The 26,192-nt window shown below is 34.3% G+C and carries 22 protein-coding genes and 1 other RNA gene; 14 read left to right on the top strand and 9 right to left on the bottom strand.

All coding sequences use genetic code 11. The features are described from left to right. Positions 1-27 precede the first annotated feature (27 nt). From ACFELV_RS06800 to dapF, 4 genes are all read right to left on the bottom strand, one after another. Entirely contained in the window at positions 28-513 is a 486-nt protein-coding gene (locus tag ACFELV_RS06800; RefSeq protein WP_375327305.1) for a hypothetical protein, read from the bottom strand. A 67-nt stretch (positions 514-580) separates the two neighbouring features. Beyond that, the gene (locus tag ACFELV_RS06795; RefSeq protein WP_375327304.1) at positions 581-1,537 is read right to left on the bottom strand and encodes an NAD(P)H-dependent glycerol-3-phosphate dehydrogenase; all 957 of its coding nucleotides are present in this window, start codon (positions 1,535-1,537) and stop codon (positions 581-583) included. Positions 1,538-1,539: 2 nt separating this feature from the next. Then, positions 1,540-2,787, bottom strand: a complete 1,248-nt coding sequence (gene mtaB, locus ACFELV_RS06790) for a tRNA (N(6)-L-threonylcarbamoyladenosine(37)-C(2))-methylthiotransferase MtaB (RefSeq protein WP_375327303.1) — start codon at positions 2,785-2,787, stop codon at positions 1,540-1,542. After that, positions 2,780-3,589 carry a diaminopimelate epimerase gene (gene dapF / locus ACFELV_RS06785; RefSeq protein WP_375327302.1) on the bottom strand — a complete coding sequence of 270 codons (810 nt, stop codon included), beginning with the start codon at positions 3,587-3,589 and terminating at the stop codon, positions 2,780-2,782. Before dapF ends, mtaB begins: the two co-directional genes overlap by 8 nt. Before the next feature lie 66 nt (positions 3,590-3,655). Between dapF and ACFELV_RS06780 the strand changes: the two genes are divergently transcribed. From ACFELV_RS06780 to uvrC, 5 genes are all read left to right on the top strand, one after another. After that, positions 3,656-4,915, top strand: a complete 1,260-nt coding sequence (locus ACFELV_RS06780) for a M16 family metallopeptidase (protein ID WP_375327301.1) — start codon at positions 3,656-3,658, stop codon at positions 4,913-4,915. Positions 4,916-4,986: 71 nt separating this feature from the next. After that, entirely contained in the window at positions 4,987-5,619 is a 633-nt protein-coding gene (locus ACFELV_RS06775) for an exopolysaccharide biosynthesis protein (RefSeq protein ID WP_375327300.1), read from the top strand. 9 nt (positions 5,620-5,628) lie between these two features. Further along, positions 5,629-6,345, top strand: coding sequence for a phosphoribosylaminoimidazolesuccinocarboxamide synthase (locus ACFELV_RS06770; RefSeq protein WP_375327299.1), 717 nt, complete (start codon positions 5,629-5,631; stop codon positions 6,343-6,345). Beyond that, positions 6,342-6,590, top strand: coding sequence for a membrane protein insertion efficiency factor YidD (gene yidD, locus ACFELV_RS06765; RefSeq protein WP_375327298.1), 249 nt, complete (start codon positions 6,342-6,344; stop codon positions 6,588-6,590). The genes ACFELV_RS06770 and yidD overlap by 4 nt, the downstream gene beginning before the upstream one ends. A gap of 18 nt (positions 6,591-6,608) precedes the next feature. Next, entirely contained in the window at positions 6,609-8,450 is a 1,842-nt protein-coding gene (gene uvrC, locus ACFELV_RS06760; protein ID WP_375327297.1) for an excinuclease ABC subunit UvrC, read from the top strand. Here uvrC and ACFELV_RS06755 read toward each other — a convergent pair. After that, positions 8,430-9,320, bottom strand: a complete 891-nt coding sequence (locus ACFELV_RS06755; RefSeq protein ID WP_375327296.1) for a branched-chain amino acid transaminase — start codon at positions 9,318-9,320, stop codon at positions 8,430-8,432. The genes uvrC and ACFELV_RS06755 overlap by 21 nt on opposite strands. A 109-nt stretch (positions 9,321-9,429) precedes the next feature. Here ACFELV_RS06755 and ACFELV_RS06750 point away from each other — a divergent pair, with 109 nt between their 5' ends. From ACFELV_RS06750 to ACFELV_RS06725, 6 genes are read left to right on the top strand one after another with little or no spacing between them, the layout of a single operon-like run. Next, the gene (locus ACFELV_RS06750) at positions 9,430-10,110 is read left to right on the top strand and encodes a response regulator transcription factor (protein WP_375327295.1); all 681 of its coding nucleotides are present in this window, start codon (positions 9,430-9,432) and stop codon (positions 10,108-10,110) included. Beyond that, a complete protein-coding gene (locus ACFELV_RS06745) occupies positions 10,094-11,416 on the top strand; it encodes a sensor histidine kinase (protein WP_375327294.1) in 1,323 nt (440 codons plus the stop codon). The genes ACFELV_RS06750 and ACFELV_RS06745 overlap by 17 nt, the downstream gene beginning before the upstream one ends. Continuing rightward, entirely contained in the window at positions 11,413-12,102 is a 690-nt protein-coding gene (gene uppS, locus ACFELV_RS06740; RefSeq protein WP_375327293.1) for a polyprenyl diphosphate synthase, read from the top strand. Before ACFELV_RS06745 ends, uppS begins: the two co-directional genes overlap by 4 nt. Further along, positions 12,092-12,754 (top strand): phosphatidate cytidylyltransferase, encoded by a 663-nt coding sequence (locus ACFELV_RS06735; protein WP_375327292.1) that lies wholly within the window; start codon positions 12,092-12,094, stop codon positions 12,752-12,754. The genes uppS and ACFELV_RS06735 overlap by 11 nt, the downstream gene beginning before the upstream one ends. Beyond that, entirely contained in the window at positions 12,751-13,107 is a 357-nt protein-coding gene (locus ACFELV_RS06730) for an FtsB family cell division protein (RefSeq protein WP_375327291.1), read from the top strand. Before ACFELV_RS06735 ends, ACFELV_RS06730 begins: the two co-directional genes overlap by 4 nt. A gap of 31 nt (positions 13,108-13,138) precedes the next feature. Then, positions 13,139-13,750 (top strand): ribonuclease D, encoded by a 612-nt coding sequence (locus ACFELV_RS06725; protein ID WP_375327554.1) that lies wholly within the window; start codon positions 13,139-13,141, stop codon positions 13,748-13,750. Between the two features lie 29 nt (positions 13,751-13,779). Here the strand turns inward: ACFELV_RS06725 and ACFELV_RS06720 are convergent, their stop codons facing one another. The 3 genes from ACFELV_RS06720 to ACFELV_RS06710 form a co-directional block, all read right to left on the bottom strand. Continuing rightward, positions 13,780-16,146, bottom strand: coding sequence for a penicillin-binding protein 1A (locus tag ACFELV_RS06720; RefSeq protein ID WP_375327290.1), 2,367 nt, complete (start codon positions 16,144-16,146; stop codon positions 13,780-13,782). 26 nt (positions 16,147-16,172) lie between these two features. After that, on the bottom strand, positions 16,173-17,504 hold the full coding sequence (gene miaB / locus ACFELV_RS06715) for a tRNA (N6-isopentenyl adenosine(37)-C2)-methylthiotransferase MiaB (protein ID WP_375327289.1): 1,332 nt from the start codon (positions 17,502-17,504) through the stop codon (positions 16,173-16,175). 349 nt (positions 17,505-17,853) lie between these two features. Further along, positions 17,854-19,179 carry a hypothetical protein gene (locus ACFELV_RS06710; RefSeq protein ID WP_375327288.1) on the bottom strand — a complete coding sequence of 442 codons (1,326 nt, stop codon included), beginning with the start codon at positions 19,177-19,179 and terminating at the stop codon, positions 17,854-17,856. Positions 19,180-19,607: 428 nt separating this feature from the next. On the opposite strand from ACFELV_RS06710, the gene ACFELV_RS06705 reads away from it, so the two are divergent. Then, positions 19,608-21,689, top strand: a complete 2,082-nt coding sequence (locus ACFELV_RS06705; RefSeq protein WP_375327287.1) for an ATP-dependent DNA helicase RecG — start codon at positions 19,608-19,610, stop codon at positions 21,687-21,689. 19 nt (positions 21,690-21,708) lie between these two features. On the opposite strand, the gene rnpB is transcribed toward ACFELV_RS06705, so the two are convergent. Beyond that, positions 21,709-22,100: RNase P RNA component class A (gene rnpB, locus ACFELV_RS06700), an RNA gene on the bottom strand. Between the two features lie 412 nt (positions 22,101-22,512). Here rnpB and ACFELV_RS06695 point away from each other — a divergent pair. Next, the gene (locus ACFELV_RS06695; protein ID WP_375327286.1) at positions 22,513-23,388 is read left to right on the top strand and encodes a hypothetical protein; all 876 of its coding nucleotides are present in this window, start codon (positions 22,513-22,515) and stop codon (positions 23,386-23,388) included. Positions 23,389-23,416: 28 nt separating this feature from the next. After that, positions 23,417-26,032: an autotransporter domain-containing protein gene (locus ACFELV_RS06690; protein ID WP_375327285.1), complete on the top strand. Its 2,616-nt coding sequence runs from the start codon at positions 23,417-23,419 to the stop codon at positions 26,030-26,032. Positions 26,033-26,192: the final 160 nt, after the last annotated feature.

The raw sequence follows: 26,192 nt of genomic DNA, 5'->3' as shown, positions 1-26,192 counted from the left end.
AAAAACTTAAGACCACAATAGTTCTTGCTATTTTAACCTTTTATCAAACGGAATTCGGATTAAATTATAAGAAAATATAGTAGTTAAATATTGCATCACTAATACTAAATATCCTTGGCTAGTTAGATCTTTTATAACAATTAAAAGGTATCTACAATGTATTATATAAAAATAATAACAACAAAAAATTATAAAATTTGTTAAATAACCTCGGAGTATAAAATATTTTCCTAATAATTTTACTAATAGGTGGGCTGATATCAAAACCAACGAATTGGTACCGATTGGCATAGAATATAGTTGATCAAAAACTATTCCTATTAAAAACATCACCCCAAAACTAATATGATAAATTGTAGCAAAATAGTAAAGTAAAATAATCTCAAAAGATGGTAAAATAGTAGAAGCTGCACTAATTCTAAAAGCTTCTAAAGGGAATATTAGTAATAATAAGCATAATTCTACTAGCATAAGCCTGTAAAATATTTGCGATAACTCTTTAAAAAATTTCATAATTGGTCTTCTTAGTGGTAAACACTTGTAATGGATTTTCAGAAAGTATAGCACTTCGTAACTCGCGTTAGATTAGCTTCAACTCTTGCGCTACAGATGTGATAATAGGTAATATCAGATTATACTTTTTGATAAAATCTAGCACTAATTTCGCTGCTTCTCGTCCTTCCACTAAATATGAATTTTCCTTTAAAAACTTTTCAGGATCTAGGTGATGGCCCAACTCATAGCCAAATCTAGTATTGCGGGATTCTTTTGAATAACAAGTTAAAATTAAATCGCCTAATATTCCAGGGGCATATAAAATAGAATTATCTCCAAGATCTCCATCAATAGCTTCAGATAAGATTTTTATTTCCTGGAGTGCAGTAGTAATCAGGGTAGCTTTAGCATTGTGCCCATAATTTCTAGCCTCATATAATCCGCTTTTGATAGCAATAATATTTTTCACTGCACTAGCCACTTGAAGTGCAACAAAATGATCGGTGATGGTAACTTTAAATTGCTCTGATATTAAACTTACTGCTAATTTTCTTGCCACCGCAATATTTTCCGATGCGATAGTCACCGAAGTAGGTAAATTCCTAGCCACTTCTTTAGCAAGATTGGGACCTGCGATAAACGCTAACGGATTGTGGGGTAATATTGATTTTACCTTATCAGATAATAATTCAGTAGGGTTCTTACTAAATCCTTTAGTTGCTACTAATAATACTATATTGGGAGATATTCTCGCTTCTTTTAATATATTTAAACTATTATCAAAAGCATGCGAAGGAACTGCCAGAATTATTACTTCTTTTTCTAAAATAGCTGATACCTGGTTAGAAGGAAATATGTTACTGGGTAATTTAATATCGTCACCTAGATATTTTTTATTGGTTCTAGTATTTTCTATCTCATATAATATATCATTATCACGTAATAATATATTCACACTATTATAACACCTTGCCACCTGACAAGCTAGTGCAGTACCCCAACTGCCACCTCCATAAATTGCCATATTTTTATATTTCGTCATATTTATCCTAAAACTTCTGAAAGCATATAATTCTCTTCTATAGAAATTAGCTTGGCTTTTATCAGCTGGCCAGCGGCAAAATCACCATGAAGTTTTACAGGAATAAAATTTTCTGTGTGAGCTATGTTATTATTTTCTACTAATAATTCTACCTTATGCCCTATATTTCTTTGATAGAATTTGTTTAATTGATTCTTGCCCTCGATTCTTAAAATTTCCGCTCTTTCCTTTCTGATAGTTTTTGCTACTTGAGGCATTCTTGCAGCTGGTGTCTCATCACGCTGCGAATAAGGAAAAACATGTAAATATTGTAAATCAGCCTCAGAAATAAGTTTTCTAGTATTTTCAAACATCTGCGCAGTCTCAGTGGGGAAGCCAGCTATAATATCTGCTCCAAAGGATACATTTGGTCTTATAGCACGAAGCTTATGACAAAAATCAATAACATCGTGACGATTATGACGGCGTTTCATCCTTTTAAGGATCATGTCATCACCAGCTTGTAAACTAATGTGGAAATGAGGCATGATTTTAGAAGAGTATGCTATTAGCTCAAATAATTCATCATCAATTTCTGCTACATCAATCGATGATAACCTAAATCTTTTTAACTCAGGCACTATCCTTATAATTCTCCGAAGCATTTGCGCAAAAGTCGGAGTCCCTGGTAAATCAGGCCCATAAGCTGTGACATCTACCCCTGTAAATACTACTTCGTTATAACCATTATCTACTAATTTTTTCACTTGCTCTGCTATTACTCCTATAGGCACAGAACGGCTATTACCTCGACCGTAAGGTATAATACAAAAGGTACAGCGATGATTACAACCATTTTGTACTTGTATAAAAGCGCGGGATCTGCCATCAAAACTACTAACCAAATGGTTAGCAGTTTCTTTGACTGACATAATATCATTCACTACCACCTTTTCACCATCAAATTGATAATAAGTAGGAAGTAATTTTTCTGTGTTACCAATTACTTTCTCTACTTCTACCATGTCAGTAAAACTGGTAGGATTGTTTTGGGCGGCACAGCCAGTAACAATGATCCTGACATTAGGATTATTTTTTTTCGCTTTTCGAATTGCTTGTCGAGACTGTTTTTCAGCTTCTTTAGTCACAGCACAAGTATTGAATACTACCACATTCTCAAGGTTAGAGAGAATTAGATTATTTTTTATAATCTCGCTTTCATAAATATTTAATCTACAACCAAAAGTGACCACTTCTTGGGATTTAGTCATACAAAAACTCTCCAAATGCTACCAAGGTTGCAGGACCTGTCATTATTACATTTTCCTCTTGTTTTGACATTTGCAAACTACCAATAGGGAATACTACCTCACAAGAAGAACTGACAAACCCCATCTTAACAGCCGCTGCAAAACTCGCTACTGCTCCGCTCCCACAAGCAAGGGTAAGGCCTACTCCCCTTTCCCAAACTGATAAATAAATTTTATTGTTATTAATTGAGGCAAAATTAACATTGATCCCATCAATGAATAATTCTTTAGCTTGTAATTTTTCTCCCACTATCTCTTTATCTCTATCACTAAGATTAGTAAAAATAATAAAATGGGGGTTACCTATATCTGCACAAACTACTTCTTTTAAATCTATCATATATCGCTCTGCTATTTCCCAAATTTGATCGTAGGAAGGCATCCACGCTTCATTAAAGCTAACAATTCCAACATCAACACTAATGTCATTGTCATTTAATATGGTGCAGGTTAATTTTTTTGCTCCTATATTTAATTGTATTTGTCTAATACCAGTATTCATATATATTAATTTTGCTAAACATCTTGAAGCATTCCCGCACAATTGTGCGCTTGACCCATCCTGATTATATATTAACATTTCATAATAATTGACCATTTGCTCATAAATAATAAATTGATCACAACCAATGCCGGTATGACGATTTGAAATATTAAGAGATAATTTGTGTAAGTCGCAATTTTGAGGTAAATCTCTTTTGTTGATAATTACAAAATCGTTCCCTAATCCATGCATTTTAGCAAAAGTGATTTTTTTCAACACGAAATGGTATTCTTTTTTTTGAATTTCTCTATTATAACAAACATGTAACAAGCCGGCAATTATATAATGACCTTTAATTCAAGTAAACTTTCAAATGGGCTAACTATACTTAGCTATAATATGCCAACTGTTAATTCAGTAGCAATTAACTTAATTATTAATGTAGGGGGAAGGTATGAGGATTCTACTGAAGAAGGCATATCACATTTTCTTGAACATATGGCCTTTAAAGGCACAACTACTAGATCTGCCAAACAAATCTCCGAAGAATTTGATTCTATAGGTGGGCAATTCAATGCTTATACCGGTCATGAACAAACAGTTTATTACGCCAAAACATTGTATGAATATTTCCCTAACGCTTTAGAAATCCTAGCAGATATAATCCAAAATTCAGTTTTTTTAAAAAATGAAATCAAAAAGGAATATCAAGTAATTTTGCAAGAAATTGCTCATGTGCATGATAATCCTGAAGAAGTGATTTATGAACAATTTTATAAGAGCGCATATGCAAATCAATCTTTGGGCAAATCAATTTTAGGTACTCCTAATACTTTAAGTAAATTTACTACTCAACATTTTAATGATTATATTCAAAAGCATTATAATGCAGAAAATATTTATTTATCGGTAGCAGGCAATATTGCACACGAAAAAGTAGTCTTATGGGCAGAAAATGTTTTTACTTCATTACATAGTAAAAAAAGTAACCCTTTTCAAAAAGCTAGTTATACAGGTGGTCATAGTGTTATAACTAAAAAGTTAGAACAAACTACAGTAATTCTGGGTTTTGAAAGTATATCTTACCTGCATATACTACCATTATATCATGTCCAGCTTTTATCTCTAATATTTGGGGCCAGTATGTCATCTCGATTATTTCAACAAATTAGAGAAAATCTAGGTCTTGCTTATTCTATTGGTAGTTATAATAGTTCATATTATGATAGTGGAATTTTTAGTATATACGCCTCTACTAACCATGATAAATTACCTCTTCTTATGGCGGAATTAGTAAACGAAATTAAGAAAGTCTGTAGTAATATTAAAGATTTCGAGCTAGAGAGAGCCAAAGTTCAACTCAAAGCTAGTATTTACATGGCCCAAGAGAAATCTTCTTATAAGTCCGAGGAAATAGGCAAAAATTTTGCAGTTTTTGGTAAATATATACCTACCCAGGAAACTATTACAAATATTATGAATATCACTACTGAGGATATAGCAAATATTGCTAAACAAATCTTTGTTACTAAACCAACTTTATCTGTTATTGGCCCTACCCCTTTAACAATAGATTATCATAAATTATGCAAGGAGCTTATGTAGTGTTAGAGTATTATAGTAGAATTTTTATCAAAATAACTTTATATTGATAGGCTTAAGAAAAAATATTCAGTATGCATTTCCAAAATAAGCAGCTAGATACTACCAAAGTATCTAGCATCTTCTATCAATTAGGCCAAAAAAAACCAGAAGGTTTCACTAAAATTAGTGAGTTAATAGTAGATTTTCATGAAAATGGTCTGGTATTAACTATGTTGTTTTTTGCTGTCCCAGTTGCAATCCCTCTCCCCTACCCCCCAGGTTTTACTACTTTAATGGGTCTTCCTTTAATAATTTTATCTATCCAAATGTTATTGGGTTTTAGACAAATTTTTCTTCCTGCGCGTATTAATAACTATCAAATTAGTAATACTACTTTAATTAACATAAGTAAAAAAATGGTGCCCTTAATTCGCAGGGTGGAAAAATATTTAACCCCTAGATTTAATTTTGCAAATTCAATATATTGTGAACAATTCATTGGTTTAGTATCATTACTTTGTTCTATAGCAGTAGCGGTCCCTTTGCCTCTGACCAACGCAATACCAGCATGTGGCATTGTTATCATGACCTTAGGGCTTTTAAATCGCGATGGGCTAATAATATTACTTGGCTTTTTTACTTCAATAATAGGCCTTGTTGTTGCGTCTGTAGCAATTACCGCTAGTTGGCTTAGCATAAAATATTTATTTCACCTATTTTTTTAACATTTTTCAATGAAACACAAACTATACCAAGGGTCGAGTAAAATTCTTTATCAATCTCCAGAAGATTTTGCTCTTATTATGTCTTTTACTGATCAAATAATGCTTGAAAACGGAGAAATTGCAGATATTTCTGGGAAAGGAGTGTTAAATAATAATATTTCATCCTTTATAATGAGTAAGCTGGATATGGTAGGAATAGATAACCATTTAATTGAAAAAATTAATATGCGTGAGCAATTAATTCAGTCGGTAGATATTTTTCCAGTTCAGGTAGCTGTTTCTTCAGTAGCTTGTGGTAGATTTGTCCAAGAATTTTCTATGGAAGAAGGATATGTATTTGATCATCCTATTATTGATTTTAGAGTGAAAAGCAGTGATTTAAAATATCCTATCATTAATGAACATCAAATATTCAATTTTGGTTGGTTAACTAATAAAGAGATTAATGAAGTTAAACATAAAGCAATAAGAATATATGACTTTTTGAGTGGGTTATTTGTAGGAATTGGCATTAGGTTAGTGGAATGCAAACTGGAATTCGGAAGAGTGTTTAATGGTGAAGAATTTATTGTCATGCTCGCAGATGAAATTAGCCCAGATAATTGTCGTTTATGGGATATAAATAGTAACGAAAAGCTTGGCATGGAATTAATTACAGTTAACCATGAGCAAGCATTAAAGTCTTATCAAGCATTAGCTAATTTATTAAAAGATAATATAAAATGAAAAAGTTGTTAAAGAAAAGCAGACAATTCAATTTGCTTATTATAGCAATTAAATTTTATCAATTTTTTATTTCGCCATTACTGGGATCTAACTGCCGTTTTGCCCCAACATGTTCAGAATATGCTAGATTGTCTGTATTAATACATGGTAATCTTAAAGGAATGTGGCTCTTCCTGAAGAGAGTGCTAAAATGTCATCCTTTTTGTGATGGTGGATATGATCCTGTTCCCAAGAAACCTGACTAGTGAGGTATTAATAATTATATGTTACTAGACGTTAAACTGACCGGTTCCGGATTAATCAAGTCTTATATTCAAGATATCCCCAATCTTCCTGGGATTTATAAAATGCTAGGAGAAGATCAAAAAATCCTTTATATAGGAAAAGCTAAAAATCTTAAAAAACGCCTTACTAATTATATCCAAAGCGATCTTGATACTAAAACCTTAAGATTAATATCTCTGGTAAAACAATTAGAATATAATATTACTAATTCAGAGCTAGAAGCTTTATTGCTAGAAGCGCAATTAATAAAAAAATTGCAGCCGAAATTTAATATATTACTGAAAGATGGTCGATCTTTTCCATATATCAAACTAACTTTAGAGGACGATTATCCGCAGCTAATCAAATATCGGGGCAAAAATTTATCTGATGGCAAATTTTTTGGCCCCTTTATCGCCATAGAACAAGTTAATAATACTTTGCGGGAATTGCAAAAAATTTTTAAATTACGAACTTGTAGTGATAATTATTTCAAAAGCCGTAAGCGCCCATGTTTACAATACCAAATTGGTCGTTGTAGTGCTCCATGTGTCAACAAAATCACTAAAGAAGAGTATCATGAATTAGTATGGCAAGTTGAAAAATTTTTTAGTGGTCACACTGTGCAGCTGCAACAATTACTTTCTCAGCAGATGGAAAAACTTAGCGCTCAGTTACGTTTTGAGCAAGCTGCAGAAATACGAGATAGAATAAAAGCTTTAAGTTATGTTCAGCTTAAATCAAATTTACTTGGTAATAGTGTAAAAAATGCTGATGTTATTGCAATTGCTGAGCAAAGTAGTGGTTATTGTATACAATTATTTGTTTATAGAAATAGGCAATTTTATGGTAACCTTCCTTATTTCCCTCTACATACCGAAAATCATAATAGTACTAAATCCGAAATACTAAGCCAGTTTATAATTCAACACTATCAAACCACCCAAATTCCTGAAGAAATAATTATAAATCATCCTATTAATGATTTAGCATTAGTCACTAATGCTCTTAGGACAATTAGTAATAACCAGGGCGTGACTATTTCCCAGCCAACCAGTAGTGACAAAATCAAACTAATAGAAAATGCAGAAATTAACGCGAAAGCTGCCCTTGAACATTATTTAAAGCAATTTGCTAAAAACCAGTTGATTTTTGTGCAAATACAGACGCTATTTAATCTTGTGAGTCTCCCTTCTCGCATTGAGATTTATGATAATAGTCACATTATGGGCAGTTTTGCTGTAGGAAGCATGGTAGTGGCTACTCAAGCTGGGTTAGAGAAAAAGGAATATAGAACTTTTAACATCCCAATAAAACATGGTGATGATTATGAAATGCTACAAACTGTTCTAACCAGGAGATTGAGTAAGCTAAAAACAGACCCCACTAAGTGTCCTAGCTTAATAATCATTGATGGCGGCAAAGGTCATTTATCAGTTGCCCACAAAATAATGAGCGAGTTGGAGCTAAACATTCCTCTGGCTTGTATGGCAAAAGGGGTAGAACGGAATGCAGGAAACGAACAATTTCATATGGTAAATAAGGAAGAATTTACCATTGATAAAAATTTACCAGTTATGAAGTTTTTACAAATCTTGCGAGATGAAGCCCATAATTTTGCTATCAAAAACCACAGATTACGCCGCTCTAAAGCGCTTACCAACTCTAGTTTAGATGATATTATCTCTATTGGCAAGGAACGCAAGAAAGCTTTATTATACTATTTTGGTTCATACAAAGCGATATGTGAAGCAACTATTGAGGAATTATCAAAAGTGCCAGGTATCAGCACAAATATCGCCAAAACTATTTTTACTGCCCTACATAATAGCGCTGACTAATTCTCTATATTTAGCCTTTAACAAATTAGTAATTTTATCCTCCTTAAACATTACCGTTTCTTTTCCACAATTAATAGAATTAATCCCTTTAATTTCTACAGAAGTACCGGTGATAAAACCTTCCTTAAATTCTTTGAGTTGCTCTATGGTTATTCTTGCTTCTTTTACCTCTAATCCAATAGTTCTAGCTATATCCAGAACTACTTGCCGCGTTATACCATTAAGAAATCGATCAGCAATAGGGGTGAATAATTGCTCATCTTGAACAAAAAATATATTGGCAACAGTACACTCAGCTATTAATCCTTGCCAGTCTAGCACAATAGCATCATCATATCCTAAAGATTTTGCTTCTTTTTGGATAGTAATCATCATATTATAGTGGCCTGAGGATTTACATTGGGGGGGCAAAGAATTAGGATGAGGTTTCCTGAATTGAGCAATATGCAGATTTAAGGAGGTAGACGGTTTAGGAGCTGAATTGATAGCAGCAATTAATAAATTAACTGACAAAGCGGGATTAGTAATATTCAGTGATTCGCTCCCGTGCCAAATTAATGGACGAATATAAGCATCTTTAATATTATTTTTCTCTATGAGCAAATGATGGGCTTTAATAATATCATCAGCACTATATGGCACATCCAAATGTAGGATTTTTGCAGATTCTAAAAGCCTAGTAGTATGTTTTTCTAGCTTAAAAACTGCTCCATTATAAGCCCTTTCTCCTTCGAATACTCCTCCTGAATAATGTAAACTATGCGTAAGGACAGATATTTTAGCATCATTTACTGCAATAAATTCGCCATTAATCCAAATATATGGGCAAGGGGTGCTAGTAGTTTTAATAGATTGATTATTCCCAGACATTTATTTTCCTGTTATTATCATTGGCAATATACTAATATTTAACTAACTTGATACCATAATCTCTATTTCCAAGATTTAAGAATCTAAGTTTAATTATAAAATTTAATTTATGCAAGACCATAAATTCCATATTTTAGTAGTCGATGATGATACTCGAATACTAAAACTTTTACAGCAATTTTTGTGTAAAAATGGTTTTGACGTGTCAACGGCTACCAATGTTCAAGAAGCCAAAGCCCTATTAAAAGAAGTGAAATTTGATTTAATTATTCTCGATGTTATGCTGCCAAATATTACCGGCCTTGAATTTGCAAATATTATCAGATCAACCGGCAATAATATACCGATTGTTATGTTGACTGCTTTATCGCAGCCAAAAGATCGTATAACAGGCTTAGAATCAGGAGCCTCTGATTATTTAACCAAACCATTTGAACCGCAAGAATTATTACTCAGAGTGAATAATCTAATAAAAACTCATATTTACCATCAACAACAAGCCAAAATAAAACGTTTAGGTAATAATTATTATAATCTTGACACCAAAGAATTTATAAAAAATAATCAGCTAGTCAATTTGAGTTCTACTGAACAGAAATTACTAGAATTACTACTACTAAATGAGCGACAAGTAATCTCACGTGATGAATTATCTAAAATAATGGGAGGATTAAGCCCGCGATCTATCGATGTGCAAATTGTTCGCATAAGAAGCAAAATTGAAGATGACCCCAAGCGCCCTAAATATCTCCGAACTATTCGTAATGAGGGATATGCTATTTATACGTAAACTTATTCCTCAAACTTTACTAGCTAGATTTGTATTAATCATTATTATTCCTACATTAATAGGGCAAATTCTTGCAGTATTTTTATTCTATGATAGGCATTGGTACAATGTGTCATATTATACTAGCAATATTATTGCTAACGAAATAATTGCTCTACTTGAACAAAATAAAAATAATTTGCTAGAACAAACCCCCTTACAAACTAATTACTTAAACTTAGCCTATCAGTTTCATAAAAACCTTAAGCTCCCTACTATACAACCCAAGATTAGCGAAGAATTAGGAATTTTTAAAAATATTATAGATATCAAAATTAACAAACAAAATATTATTAAAATTAGTGAAACTGGAAGAATTGAAGTGTATTTTCAATTAACTAATGGGCTATTAGCAATATCATTTCCAACAAAATTATTGATGAACCCTACCGCTTATATTTTTGTTTTATGGTTAATATTTTTAACCATTTTGCTTCTATCTATTTCTTTAATTTTTTCTAAAAACCAGATTAAGTCGATTTTAACTCTTGCCGATGCTGCTGATCAGTTTGGACATGGATTAAAAACGACCAGCAATTTTAAGCCATCTGGCGCCAAAGAAATAAAAAAAGCCGGCTTTGCTTTTCTTAAAATGAAAGATCGAATTGAAAAACAAATAGCTAAAAGAACGCAAATGCTCGCTATGATTTCACATGATTTATGCACCCCATTAACTAGGATGAAATTACAATTAGCCTTAATGCCTTCTACAGAAGCAACTAAAGAGCTGCAGGAGGATATAGACATAATGCAACAAATGATCAACTCATATTTAGACTTTACGACAGGAAAAAATGGTGAGGAGTATCAGCTTATTAATTTTTTACCTTGGCTACAAGGTATAATCAATAAATGGCCTTCTATTAATATTAAGCTCCTCACCCAAGAAAAAGCTATAACAGTTCAGCTTAAAGTTAGTAACTTCGAGCGCGCCCTAGCTAATTTAATAAATAATGCTATAAAATATTCTAACCAAATTGAGATTTCTGTCCTTTCTCACACCACAAACATCATAATAAACATTGAGGATAATGGAGTAGGTATAAAAGATGAAGAAAAATTGTTAGTCTTTAAACCATTTTATCGGGCAGATAAATCGCGCTCAATTAATAATTCAGGAAATGTTGGCCTTGGACTTGCTATCGCTAAAGAAATAATTATGGACCATAATGGGACTATATTATTACAGGATAGTAAGAAGTTAGGGGGCTTATTGGTGCAGATTGCAATCCCTCACCTCAATAGATTATTTAAAGAAGAAATATGAATACCACTAGCATCGTAAATCATTTAGCTATCATCATGGATGGTAACGCTAGGTGGGCTTTGAGTAAAGGCTTACCAAAATCAGAAGGGCACCGAGTGGGAGCCAATAATGTTAACAAGTTATTACCGGCACTGATAGAGCTTCATATCCCTTATGTGACCCTTTATACTTTTTCTTCAGAGAATTGGAATAGATCTAAAACTGAAATTGCATTTTTACTAAAATTATTAAGTAATTACCTTAAGCACGAAGTAACATCATTACATCAAAATGGGATTAAAATCAAAATCATAGGCAGGCTAGAGCAAGCAGGAAAGCTCTTACAAAAACAAATGCAAGATACTATCGCCCTAACAAAAAATAATACTAAAATGACGCTTTGTATTGCTTTTAGTTACGGAGGACGAGCAGAAATTATTGATGCATGTCAAAAAATTATTAATTCTGGCAAAACTCAAATTAGCGAGATGGAATTTAAAGATTATTTATATGATAATGAAATGCCAGATGTGGATTTGTTAATTCGTACTAGCGGCGAGCTAAGAATAAGTAATTTTTTATTATGGCAATCGGCGTATGCCGAATTACATTTTATATCTAAATATTGGCCAGACCTGACGAAAGAAGATTTAATAGCAGCATTAGCTAATTATTCAACAAGGAAAAGGAACTTTGGTGCCAGGTAAGACGCAAAATAAGAATATTCAAAGAGTACTATCAGCATTAGTGCTGGGCCCAATATTCATCATAGCTATCATGTTTAGTAAATTACTATTCTGTTTCCTAATGTTATTAATTACTATAGGGATGCTATATGAATGGTGTAAGATGACAAAATCTTCTTGCTCGTACCAACTATTAGGGTTTATTATTATTCCAATACCTACTATATTTTTGACATTTACCGCTATTAAGGAGGTTCAATACTGGCTATTATTACTATATTTTATTATAATATGGTCGGTAGACACATTTGCAATGGTCGGAGGAAAAAACCTACATGGACCTAAGCTGGCACCTAAAATTAGCCCTAACAAAACTTGGAGTGGTTTAATAGTAGGAGTGTTAAGTAGTGGAGTTGCCGCTTTTTTGCTAAGTTTATTTCCGGGATTTAATTTATCTCAATCTTATCTGATACCAAGGGAGTACTTAATTATAGTATCTATTGGTCTTGCATTTATGGCGCAAATGAGCGATTTATTCGTTTCATATTTTAAACGTAAATTTTCGATTAAAGATAGTGGTACTATAATACCAGGTCATGGCGGGATCTTAGATAGATTTGACAGTATTATTTTAACCGCACCTATTCTATTTGTGATTAGTCAAATATTATGAAACAGTTACATTTTCTGATAGCACTCAAAAGTTCTAAGAAAATTATATTTAATATTTTTCTATTTTTATTATTGGCATATTTTGTTTATCATTCTATTTATGGTAGCAGAGGTATTATTGCTTATTTTTCATTAAATCATCAACTTGAAAAAGCCTATAGTGAACTTGAAGCTTTACGTGATGAACGGGTTGAACTAGAACATAAAGTAAAGTTACTGAGACCCAAATCATTAGACCGGGATATGCTGGACCAAGAAGCACGAAGAGTTCTAGGAGTAGCTATGCCAAATGAACAAGTTTTCGTTGTAGATTCTGTAAAAACAAACAAGCACCCTGCAGAAATTACAAAATAATTTAATATTTAAGTGATCCTAGGAGGTATTTATAAATATTATAGTGTTCCAAAATGATATCCCGGCAAGTCTAGATATTACCGGCGATATTGCAATTGATACAGAAACAATGGGCTTAAATTTGCATCGAGATAGGTTATGCCTTTTACAAATGACTAATGGTAATGGTAGTGTTTATCTAATAAATTTTATAGATAGAAATTATGAGGCTCCTAATTTAAAAAAACTATTACTTGATGTAAAACGAGAAAAAATATTTCATTATGCCAGGTTTGATCTCGCCGCAATAAAAAAATATCTTGAAATAGATTTAGAAAATATTTTCTGTACTAAAATAGCCTCTAAATTAGTGCGCACCTATACTGATTTTCATGGGCTTAAAGAGCTATGCCGCGAACTACTTGGTATCCAGTTATCGAAACAACAACAATCCTCTTATTGGGGCAGCAACGTGTTAAAAGAAGAACAAAAAGAATATGCTGCCAAAGATGTGGTGTACTTACATCAAATACGTAGCATTTTACATGAAATGCTAGTGTCCGAAGCAAGATTAGAGATAGCTAGACATATATTTAAATTTTTACCTACTAGAGCTAACTTAGATTTAATAGGATGGAATGATATTGATATTTTATCTTACTAACCATTAATCATAGTTGAAATAGCGCAAAGCTAATATATCTCCTGAGAAGCATCTTGTTCGGGAGGCATATTATAAAATATATCGTCACCTTGCATCTCATCTCTCTGTTGTACTTGTGGAAGATCATTAACCTTAAATGCTTCTACCACATCGCCAAGAGGTGTAATTTTTCCTGTGTTACGGTCAGTACGTAATAATTTGATAGTATCTGGTACCTGGAAGGGCAAAGAAGGAGCTTTAGCATAAACATTTGCCATGAAATTAATGAATATAGGCAAAGCAACGCTTGAGCCGGTAGCAGTTTGCCCAAGAGTTTTAGGGAGATCATAACCAATATAGGTTCCAACAATTATTCTTGGAGTAAAACCAATAAACCAAGCATCCATACTTTCATTAGTAGTGCCGCTTTTTCCTGCTATAATCTTACCAAGTTTTTTGGCAGCAGCAGCAGTACCTCTTTCCACTGCGCCTGTTAACAAGGAAGTAATTTGATAATTGCTTGCTTCATCAATAATCATTTTATAATTAGGGGCAGAAATTGAAGGCACTGGTGGATCGGCAAGTTGTTGATCTGATATATTGCAATTCCGGCACTCACGATTATCTCTCCGATAAATTACCTTGCCATTACGGTCTTTGATTAATTCTACAAAATGCGGCGTTACTTTTTGGCCCGAATTAGCAATGATCGCATAGGCAGTAGTCATCTTCTCTAAAGTAGTCTCAAGCGATCCGAGTACCATAGAATATACTTTTTTAGGCTCACTATTAATATTCAATCTTTGTATTATTTCAGCCACTTTGTTGAGACCTATGGCTTGCGCTACCCTAACAGCGATAAGATTTCGTGATTTTTCAAGGCCAGTACGCATAGTAATTAACCCCAAAAAATCACCTTTGTAATTTTTCGGACGCCAAATCGGCATCCCTGTGCCTTGATCAATTTCTATAGGACCGTCTTCAAAAAGGGTATTAGGCTGTACGGCATTTTCTAACGCAGCTAAATATACAAAAGTTTTACTAAGAGAACCGGGTTGTCTTAGCGCTTGAGTTACCCGGTCAAATTTACTAACAGTAAAATCGTACCCTCCACTACTAGCTAACACCTGGCCAGTAGTAGGATTCATGACGATCATTCCTCCATTTACCAAAGGAATTTGCTGTAAGGCGTAGCCCGAATTGAGTTTTTCTACTACTATTACATCGCCGTTTTTGAATAAAGTTTTTGGAGATTTAAGATTAACTAGCGCCCATTTCATATCAGCTAACAGTATTTTAGACTTGCTACCATCCGCTAGACCAATTTCCACTTGTGTATCCAGCGAAGCTAATACCACAGCTAATTGGTATTGAAGTAACCCTGCAGGTTTTGGGATTTGCCGTAAATTTTCTGGCCAGTTATTTAATGATATAGAATTGATTCTACCTCTAAAACCGTGTTTTTTATCATAATCTCTTATCCCTTGACGTAGGGCATTATCAGCAGCTTTTTGATAATCGGCATTAAGAGAAGTAATGATTGTTAGGCCGCCAGTATAAAAATCTTCCTTACTACCTATCCTATTAATTACTTCTTCTCGTACTAATTCAGCATAATAATCTGCTTTTACAGTTTCATTGCGATCACGTTTTCTTAAGATAATAGGGGTTGCTATTGCCTCTTGAGCACTCTCTTCTTTGATATACCCTTCTTCATACATTCTCATAATGACGTAATCCCGACGTTCTTTTACTCGGGCATAATTTTTGGTTGGATTAAAACTTGATGGCGCTTTCGGTAAGCCTGCAATAAAGGCTGATTCAGCAATCGTTAAATCTTCAATAGATTTGTTAAAATAATTTTGTGCGGCCATCGCTACTCCGTAGGCTCCTTTGCCAAAAAATGTTTGATTCAGGTAAAGCTCTAAAACCTGATCTTTAGTGAAGGCTTTAGAAATTCTATAAGATAATATTGCTTCTTTAATTTTCCTCTCTATTGATACCTCAGAAGTTAATAAAAAATTCTTAACTACTTGCTGGGTAATAGTTGAACCCCCTTCTACTCTACGATGATGTATAATATTAAAGATATTATATAATGCTGCCCTGAATATACTAATAATATCTACGCCTGGATGTTCATAAAAATTTTTATCTTCAGCTGCAATCAAAGCTTCTATGAGAGAACGAGGTATACTATTAATAGGAACAAAAACTCTACGCTCGAAAGCATATTCCTCAATCAACTTCCCATCTTGTGAATAAATTCTAGTAACAGAAGGAGGATAATAATTAGCTAATTGTGAGTAATCTGGCAGATCTTGAGAATAGTAATAAAGAAGACCGCCCACTATACTAATACCTATTAATCCTAATATTACCAATAATTTTAGGCATACATATAATTTCTTGATCATGTTTGCTAATTTTATGTTAAAATTGACTATATTTCTCCTGTCAAACTACTTGCCCCAGCTTTGATAATTTTTACATCACAAATTTGGCCAAATAAGCTTCTAGTAGGATTGATTATATGTACTGACTGCATATAGGCTGTTTTGCCTATTAATTGATTATCTAATTTTCCATTACGGTCAAATAATACTGGCATTGTAATTCCTACACAATTTTCATTAAATTGTAATTGTTGTTTAGACAATTCCTCTTGTAAAATTGCTAAACGCTTAGATTTAATCTGTTCTGGTACTTGTTCTTTCACTGCTGCAGGCGTTCCAGGGCGTGGACTATATTTAAAAGAGTAACATTGACCATATCCTACTTTTTTTACTAAATCTAAAGTATCAGCAAAATCTTCATCTGTTTCATTAGGAAAGCCAACTATAAAATCAGAAGAAAAAATCATATCTGGTCTCACATTTCTAAGACGTTTAATAATATCGAAATAATAATTGCGAGTATGTTTACGGTTCATTGCTTTTAAAATTTTGTCTGAACCTGATTGTACTGGTAAGTGTAAAAATGGCATGAGCTTCGGTTCAGTCCCATGCAATTGGATTAAGTCGTCTGTCATATCAATTGGATGCGAAGTAATATATCTAATACGTGCCAGATTATGGATTTTCGCTACATGTTTTATTAAATCTGCTAAGCTACAAACAACCCCTTCAGGTGTTTTACCATGATATGCATTAACATTTTGACCAAGAAAAATTACTTCTCTCGCACCGCTTGCTACCGCACTTACAGTTTCTCTATATATTTGTTCTAGATTTCGAGAAAATTCTGCTCCCCTCGTGTAAGGTACTACGCAAAAAGTACAAAATTTATCACACCCTTCTTGCACTGAGATGAGGGCACTACTACCTTTTATATTCGTTTGTTCCGGTAGTTTGTCAAATTTTGCTTCCTCAACAAAATCAAGTTTAATTAAATGTTTTTCGTGTCGAGCAATTTTGGCAATTAATTCCGGTAATTCATAGTAAGATTGTGGTCCAACCACTATATCCACATAAGGAGCCCGCCGAAAAATCTCATCTCCTTCAGCTTGACCCACACAACCAGCTACTGTTATTATTAAATCCTGTTTAGCTTTGGCTTTTCTCTCATCTTTAATTTGCTTAATACGACCGAGCTCGGAATACATTTTCTCTGCCGCTTTTTCTCTAATATGGCAAGTATTAAGAATAATCATATCCGCATGCTGCATTGCATCAGTTGGCTTATAACCAAAAGGCTCTAGTAAATCTTGCATTTTCATGGAATCATATACATTCATTTGACATCCATAAGTTTTGACAAACAGCTTCTTTTCCATAGATTTTTATAAAAGATAATGAATATTAGCACTAGTAATGATTTTTAGGAATATACTCCTCTTCAGATGATTTTGCTGCTAGGCGCGATGGAGCGAAGCCTATAGATAATAGGCGCGCGACTAGTAACGGCGCATGCAAATTCATATCCGAGGAGTATATATAACATAATCAGACATATAAATATACCCAAATAATTTTTTTAATAAAAAGATTGACAAGCAGATAATAGAAGAATTCACCTGAAAGCATGATGTATTAGTACATCGCTGTTTTGAGCTCAAAGCGTAATTTACAATAACCTGGAAAATTCATTGGTAGAGCTAGCCATAACAGGGTTCCGCGTTATTTTTATAAATAATCACTAGACTCTTGATCGACTGAACAGAGCGCTAGTAATACTGAACATGTTCCATTATTATTTATTGAATAATTATCTCCTGAATAAAATGAATTATAAAAATTACTAATTTCCGAACTAAATGCGGTAAATATTAGACTCCCCTCAAATATTGCACCTGAGAACATGGTCCATTTGTATATTGGCTCCTGCATATAGGATATTAAACAATCCGTACCTTCTTGAACCAGGCTCCACATTTCCTGGACTATCGTTTTATTCACATTTGTAACTCTATTTTGCATTTTATCCGTAAGGTCACTAATAATCTGATCAAACTTATTAGTCAATATATTCTCACAAATATCAGGGCTATATTCTACTAACTCATCTTCATCGTAACCTAAAAACTTCGCTGCAGCAATACACCCTTTATATGCTGTTTCATACATACTATATAATACAGTCCAGCTTCCTGTGTTCCTTACATAGTTTTCAACTTTACTAATTGCATCAAGGCCAAGAGAGATGAGGTTATTTGGTGTACTCAATTCTGATAATTTATATTTTAACTTATCTACAGTCTGATTATCTTCCTGAAAGATTTCTATCTCCTGCAAATAGTGATTCATTTTCTTAATCAATGGCTGCTGTTCGGTGGATCTTCCTTGCTTAAAACTATCAGATTGAGTTTGGTCAATTAAGGGTGATTCCTTAACTCCTAGTTTAAGAATCAACATATCAAGTATTATGTGAGCCACACTTATAATTTTTTTCTCCAATAATCTACTTGGGAGATCATGCGGCTTAGAATTAATAATATCCCACTCTAGTACGTCAATATGAGGACTGTAGCACTCATCAACGTCATTGTCCTGAAATAGTTTTAATATTTCTGCTGGAGAAATATTGAGGGTGAGCGCCTTAGCAATAAGTTGTTCTAACAAATCATTCTTTACCGTTTGTGCGGTAATTACTTGCTGGATAGATGCTTTCGCCTGAGCTTGTTCTAGTAGCTGCCTATTATCTTTTGCACGTTTTATATTTTCTACTAGAGGTACCTTAAGATTAATACTCACTTCCAAAACTACTTGAAATAGTTCAGGGCATCCCTCTGATATTGCTTGAACTAATAGTAGATTTTCACCTTTATCATTATATTGGCCTAAGTCAACTTTACTCTCTCTTAGCCATTTTACTATAGTAGTTTCCACGACCTTCCTCAATAAAAAAAAGGTAGGCCTTGGCGCCGTGATTAGGGCATTAAAATCTCGCACAATCTCCTGGCTCCAGGGTCCTGGCCCTGCGTCTGCTAGATATATAGGTTTGTCCTTCATCTTAATATTTATTAACTATATAATACTTATTATTAATTATTAAGCTAGCCTTTTCGATAGCTTAATAGCAAATAGAATTGTGTAATTTTTAATAAAGAAAGCCTAAGATTGGCGCACTAAAGTGATTGTCAAACATCAATAGACCTCTTGCATAACCTAATCTAATTGGTAATTTTGTTGTCAAAACTCGTCTTCGTTCCTCACGTACAATTTAAGTACGCTGCGGTACTCAACTTCGTTTTTCCTAAAAATTCCTCAATTATCTTTAGGTTATGCAAGAGGTCTATTATAAAAGCATATAAGGTTTAGCAAGCAAATTCGTTTATTTGTACCAATTCTAATAAAATTGTTATATTATACTTTATATTTTGATCTTCAATACGAGGGAGAAAATTAAGAGACCCTGCTAGTTGAGGTCCTGCAGTATTATGGCTACACCAGATCTAAACAAGTTTTTTTTCGCTCCCGTTAAAACTTATATCAATATTAATGATAATATAATTAATGCACTTAAACGATTAGAAATCATTAATTTAAGAGATTTGTTGTTTTATCGTCCTATTTCTTATCAAATAAAACTCTTTGCTCCTAATTTATCATCCTTACAAAACGACTTATTAATTCAGATGCCAGTCACAATTAACGAAATTCTTATTCCTACTAAAAAGACCCAACCTTTAAAAATTTTAACCTCAAATGACACTGGTTCTCTCCTATTAATATTTTTTCATAAACCAGCAAATTTTATTTTCAATCAGCTTCAAATAGGCAGACAATTGACAGTGAAGGGGAAAGTACAAGTATTTGCAGGGTTACCTCAAATAATTCACCCAGAATTTATTTTTCATGACAGAGCTAATGATTCGATAGAGCCAATTTATCCTTTAACTTACGGTGTAGTGTCCCCTCAACTCTATTCCTATATAAAACAAGCTATTATTCTCCTTGAAAATTATTGCCACAATATAACTATGACTTCTCAGTATAGTTACAATTATCTTAAGTCTTTACTCACAGACATCAAAATACTACATTATTATCAAGTCACCCCGCCCCATAATAATTTAGACAAGATATACAACAAGTGTCTCAGACGCTTAGCTGAGCAAGAACTTCTGGCTAATCAGTTAACTTTAAACTATGTACGTACTCACCTTCAAAAAAAGCAGGGTAATTCATTTGCCAAAGCTATTACCTTACAAAATACTATCCTTAGCAATTTAGAATTTGAACTCACAGACGACCAAAAAATAACCATTGCAGAAATTGAACAAGACCAATTATCGACTAGCGAAATGATGCGATTACTACAAGGGGACGTCGGATCAGGTAAAACTATAGTAGCATTACTTACTATGGTTAATGTAGTACCTGCTAAATTTCAAGCAGCTTTAATGGTGCCTACCGACTTACTCGCTAATCAACATTATCAATTCTTTATTAAAGCCCTCAATGGCACGGCAATAAGGCTGGCCCTACTAACAAGCAGGTTAGCCACGAGAGACAGAAAACAAATCCTCTTAGATTTACACAATGGAGATATTGATATATTGATTGGCACCCATGCTTTATTCCAAGAAAAGGTGAATTTTAAAAAGTTAGGTTATATAGTAATTGATGAACAGCATAGATTTGGAGTACAACAACGCTTAGATTTGATTAATAAAGCCTCGAGTCCAGATGTGCTAGTAATGACCGCCACACCTATACCAAGGAGCCTTACTCTAACAATGTTTGGTGACATGGCTATTTCTCAATTAAGGAACAAGCCTAATAATCGTTTGCCAATCATTACTAGTATAGTACCCAAAGTTAAGCTAGCTGACTTAATGGTGGGTTTAGATAAAAAACTTAAACTGAAAGAGAAAATTTACTGGATATGTCCCCTCATTGATCAAAAAGATAAGGAAGAGATAGAAGGTGAAAATAGTAGAGAAGTTATTGACATAAATACCCGTTTAGCGTCACTTACCAGTATATATCCGAATATTACTGCTGCAATCCATGGCAAAATGAGGAACGAACAAAAAGATATTATTATGCAGCAATTTCAAGGAGCAGAGATTCATATTTTAGTCGCCACTACAGTCATTGAAGTAGGAATCAATATTCCAGAAGCAACTTTAATTATTATAGAAAATGCCGAACAATTTGGATTAGCGCAACTCCATCAAATTAGAGGGAGAGTAGGACGTAGCCATTTACAATCTCATTGTATTTTGCTTTATGATCCTAAAAGATTAAGTAAGACCGCAAAATCCCGATTTGAAATTATGAAAAATAGTAATGATGGATTTTATATTGCTGAACAAGATCTATTGCTGCGGGGTAGTGGAGAGATTTTAGGAACAAAACAAAGTGGAGAAATAAGATTCTTTTTTGCTGACCTACCCCGCGACAACGAGTTATTGATTCAAGCAAACAAATTAGCAGCAAATATAGTGACTTCTGAGATTACTACCTTACAAATAAAATTATTTGCTAAAACTGAGTTACAGGAATTGAATTAGCCCTATTTGAATTTGCTTAATGCAGTGATGGTCTATAAGCCGGATTCTGTATAAGTACTTTCGTAATACTTACTGCAGTTATTTATCTAGGATAAATGTTACCATTTACCTCAAGCGATCTACCCGCACTACTTCTAGTCAGAGATGCCTAGGAACATGCAAATTCTGTAGTGCCTATTTGATCTTGCTCTTGGTGGGGTTTACCCATGCGTAGCTTGTCACCAAGCTACCGGTGCGCTCTTACCACACCATTTCACCCTTACCAAAATAAATTGGCGGTATATTTTCTGTGGCACTTTCCCTAAAAGATTGCTCTTTCGCTGGCTGTTAACCAGCACCATATCTCTGTAGAGTCCGGACTTTCCTCGTAAAATCTAGCTAGATTATGTACGCAACTGCACAACCATCAAAATCATTATGCTGCAATAACGTAATTTGTCAATATTTTTCATCTGAGATGAGAGCAGGAGTCCATTAGGAAGTAAGCATAATAAGCATATATACTACTATTACTCATGATTTTTGCTTATTTTTAACCTCTCCCTGCTAAATACATATTGCAATTCAATTAATTTTTGCTAATGATATAGTGAAATTAGCACATATTGGAAATGAAATTCTCATTATATGAATCTTCAGTCTTCCAGATATGTGTAAAAAACTCTCATTATAAGTTGTAATACTTCCCTATGCAGCAATTAAGTCACACAAATATTATTAAATCATATTAAATGATTAACAGATTACTAACATCTTAATAGATCATTTGAACTTGCTAATTACTTACGTTATAGCTTCGTTAATAACCATTACTAAGAGGTTTATGAAAAATTTTATATCACTAACGGACCTTACTAACCGCAAAATAAGGTATAATGTTAAAACTCTATTAATTACATCAAGTATAGTCACCACTATTCTCAGTATGCCAAGCTTGATATTGGCAGGTCCTCCTCCTGATGAGAAGAAAAAAGTTAGTAAGTTTGAACAACTAAAGCACGCTATGCACAGCAAGTTGGCAGGTAAAACCACAAATCTACCACAACTTAGCAAAGCTGCTATTCCTACAAAAACTACTAATGTATCTTCTGTCACAGCAACCCCTTCTTCTTCTGCCCCTGCTTTTACCAAAGCTCCATATGTACCGCCGCCTCCTCCTATCCCTCATTCTATAAACTTTGGAGCCCCAATCCCTTCTACCTCTACTCTTCCACCCCCTATTCCTGGAGCTCCCCCGCCTCCCCCGCCAATTGCCAATTTACAGAACTTTCGTCCAACTTCAAACTGGCAAAGCGCAAATTCTCAATTGAGAGATAATAAAGAAAACATTGACAGTACTAACGTATCTGTAGATACCACTAAAAGCAATATTGTCAAAACCAGGACGCCAAACACGTTGCTGGCTGATGAGTTAAAGCAAGCACTAAGCAGAAGAAATAGTCTTGCTGTGTCTTCTACACCTCAACCCACAAATAACCCGTATGATATAAGCAGCATACCAACTCCTCCATCCTCACCAGAGAGAGGAAGATCAACACAAACCCAAGGAAATTCCGCGGATATTAGTAACTTAGCCCAGACTCCTACGCTCACAGGTAGTAATTCTATTCCAATGCTACCACCCCCCCCCTCCTCCAATTTCAGGTTTTGCGAGCTTTGCCCAAGCTATAAACAGCCCCCATGTAAATTCTCAAGATAATCAAGGGATAAGCAATAATACTGCACCTGTGATCAGTATTCCTAAAAACAATACGGCAGTAATAGGAGAAGCGAATAGTTTATTTAGTGAGTTGCACGCCAACCTCGAAAGGAGAAAGAGTAATGCGCAAACCAAAGAACAAGTACCTACCCCTACAAGAGTTCATAGTACTACAGTACTAAAAAAAGATTCTGGCGCCCAGTACCAAAATCATATTACTAGTTCCCTGCTTGCCTCGCCAGCATTTAGGAACAGAAGAAAAGCTACTAGGGCCGATAGTAGTTCAGAATCTGATAGTGAAGATGAGAATACATATACTAATAATAAGTCTGTTACTGTTGATCAAAATAATCCAAAATATGATATTAGTGGTATACCAACTCCCCCTTCTTCACCGGAAAGAGGAAGAGTAACACAAACAAAAGGAGATTCAGCTGATATTAGTCACCTAGCCCAGGCTCCTATATCTAAAGATACTGGTCCTATTCCAATGCCTCCAAGTCCTCCACCGCTGCCTCCTGTTAATTCTATACTGCCAGCCGTGAGTAGCAAAAATAGCCTAACCACCGATCTCCTGCAGGAAATCCGCCAGGTTAATGGTAAACCTCAGTTAACAAGGCGAGCCTCTAATATTACGTCTTCTAGTAAAGGAGATAAAACAGCAAGTACCCATGATAAGAAGTTTCATACGGAGCCTACCAGAGGAAAATCTAAGATTAGGCCTCCCTTGGAAGGATTTTGGAAAAGCTTAGATCAGGCAATATCTCCAGCCATACCTCAGAAACCTAGCACCACGGAACTGACAGAAGAAGAATTATTAGCAGCCTTGGAATGGGCAGATCCGACTCCTACCACTTACGAAGTAGTACACGCTCCACCTATATGGACAGGTAAAATCTCAACTCTTAATAAACCAGAAGCATTTTTCGTTCATCCTTTGCCTGTTCCAGTAAAACCTATGGCAGATGCTGTGCAACCTATTGAACCTAAGATAGAGGAAGTTCCTCTTCTTGAATCTCCTGTCTCTACCCCAAAGCCTATTATCTACACTACTGAGACATTATCTCAAACTACAACCCCTAATATTCCAGTTGTAGATATGGATCTCGCATCTAATTCAATAAATAGTATCTCTCCTGCGAAACTTCCTTCTGGTAGGAAACTTGAAGAGGATGATGGGCCCAAAACCGCAACATATTTAGGTGCACCTCAGGATTTGAGCCTAGAATCATTGTCCAAATTACCAGTAGAAGTAGAGTTGAACAAAGAGTCTAACCTCTCTCCTACTGCCAGTATAGAGCTGGTAGAACCAGTAAATCCACCCACAAATCTACACCGTAAAAAAAGAGCCAAAACTAATCCAGAAAATTCAGATAGCACCACCCTGCCCTCTCCTGTCAAAGACCCTAGACATCCAGCTGTTATGCTGAATGTTACTACTAATGATGCTGAACAAGGAGCAAGTAATGCTGAAAATAGCAGAGAAGACACAATTGCAACCACTAACTTACCTCCTCGCACTGCTCCTACTCTATTAGACCCCTTGCCTCCTTCCATTCTTAGTAGAGGTAGTGATAGCCCACTTGCTAGCGGTGAGGGTAGTGACAGTGGTGGCGGTGAGGGTAGGAAAGACAGCCCACCTCTTCCTGCAATAGTTGCCAATTATCCTAATACCAACCCACAAACTATATCTCAGTTAGTAGAGGATTCCATGTTTACAATTGGCAATATTATTACGCACGAAGCCCAAAATAGATTATTTGCTGCTTATAATACCGCAGCTATAGGGTCAGGGGAAGAAGATAATAGTGTACCAAAAAATCTATGGATTAATGGTAATTATGGTATTAGCAAATATGATGATGGCACAAATAATAGAGGAAATTATAAGGGCAGAACTACAGTTGGTTCTATTGGAGCTGATATAGAAGTGCGGGAAAATAGTATTATTGGATTAGCCTATAATTATGTAAGGTCTAATTTTCACTATAAAAGCCATAGGGATAAGGTAGCCATTAACACTCACCTATTATCTCTATATGGGCAAGGTAATTTAACAGAAAAATTAATATTACAAGGATTTTTTTCTCTAGGATTTGGTGATATCTACACAACAACTCCCTTCCAAAACCAACTATTGAAAAATAAAATCAAAAATAAACCATGTAGTAGTAAAGTAGTACTGGCGCATAAATCACGTGTTGGTAAATTAGTAGTAATACCAAATATGGCTTTTAAATATGGCTCCTATAATACGGGAAGTTATACCCAAAACTTTGAAGCACAAAGCTTATCTGTGGCTAGTAATAATAATAAAAAAACTTCAGGCGTGATTGGAGTGGGGACTACCTTACCATTACAAATCACCAATACTACCCTTCTAACACCAGGTTTATATGTAGAAGCTGAAAAGTTTTTTCGTAATAAGGCTAGTATATTTAATGTTACTACCTCTTCCCTCACCGCTGCTCCTACAAGCCAGTTATTGTTTGCGCAAAGACCTCCTAAATATAGCTATAAAATTGGCGGTAACGTAACCATTAAACACGGAATAACCGAAATTATGACAACTTATGATTATTTAGCGACTGATAAGAAATATTTTAGTCATCAAGGTTCAATAAAACTAAATTTATTATTCTAAGTTGCCTATAAAGCAGTAGTGGCTTTCACTAAAATGTGGCGTTTAGGATAAAAATTAATTAATTTTTATCCTAAACGCAATAAATTCTATATTTCTTTAATTTATATTAGTATAATGAAATTAATCAACAATAGATACTATACATCAGATTATCAATTGT

It is taken from the genome of Candidatus Tisiphia endosymbiont of Nemotelus uliginosus (genome assembly GCF_964264835.1).
Lineage (GTDB): Bacteria > Pseudomonadota > Alphaproteobacteria > Rickettsiales > Rickettsiaceae > Tisiphia.
The sequence above is the reverse complement of the archived record's forward strand: the minus strand, read 5'-3'. Positions and strand labels throughout refer to the sequence as shown.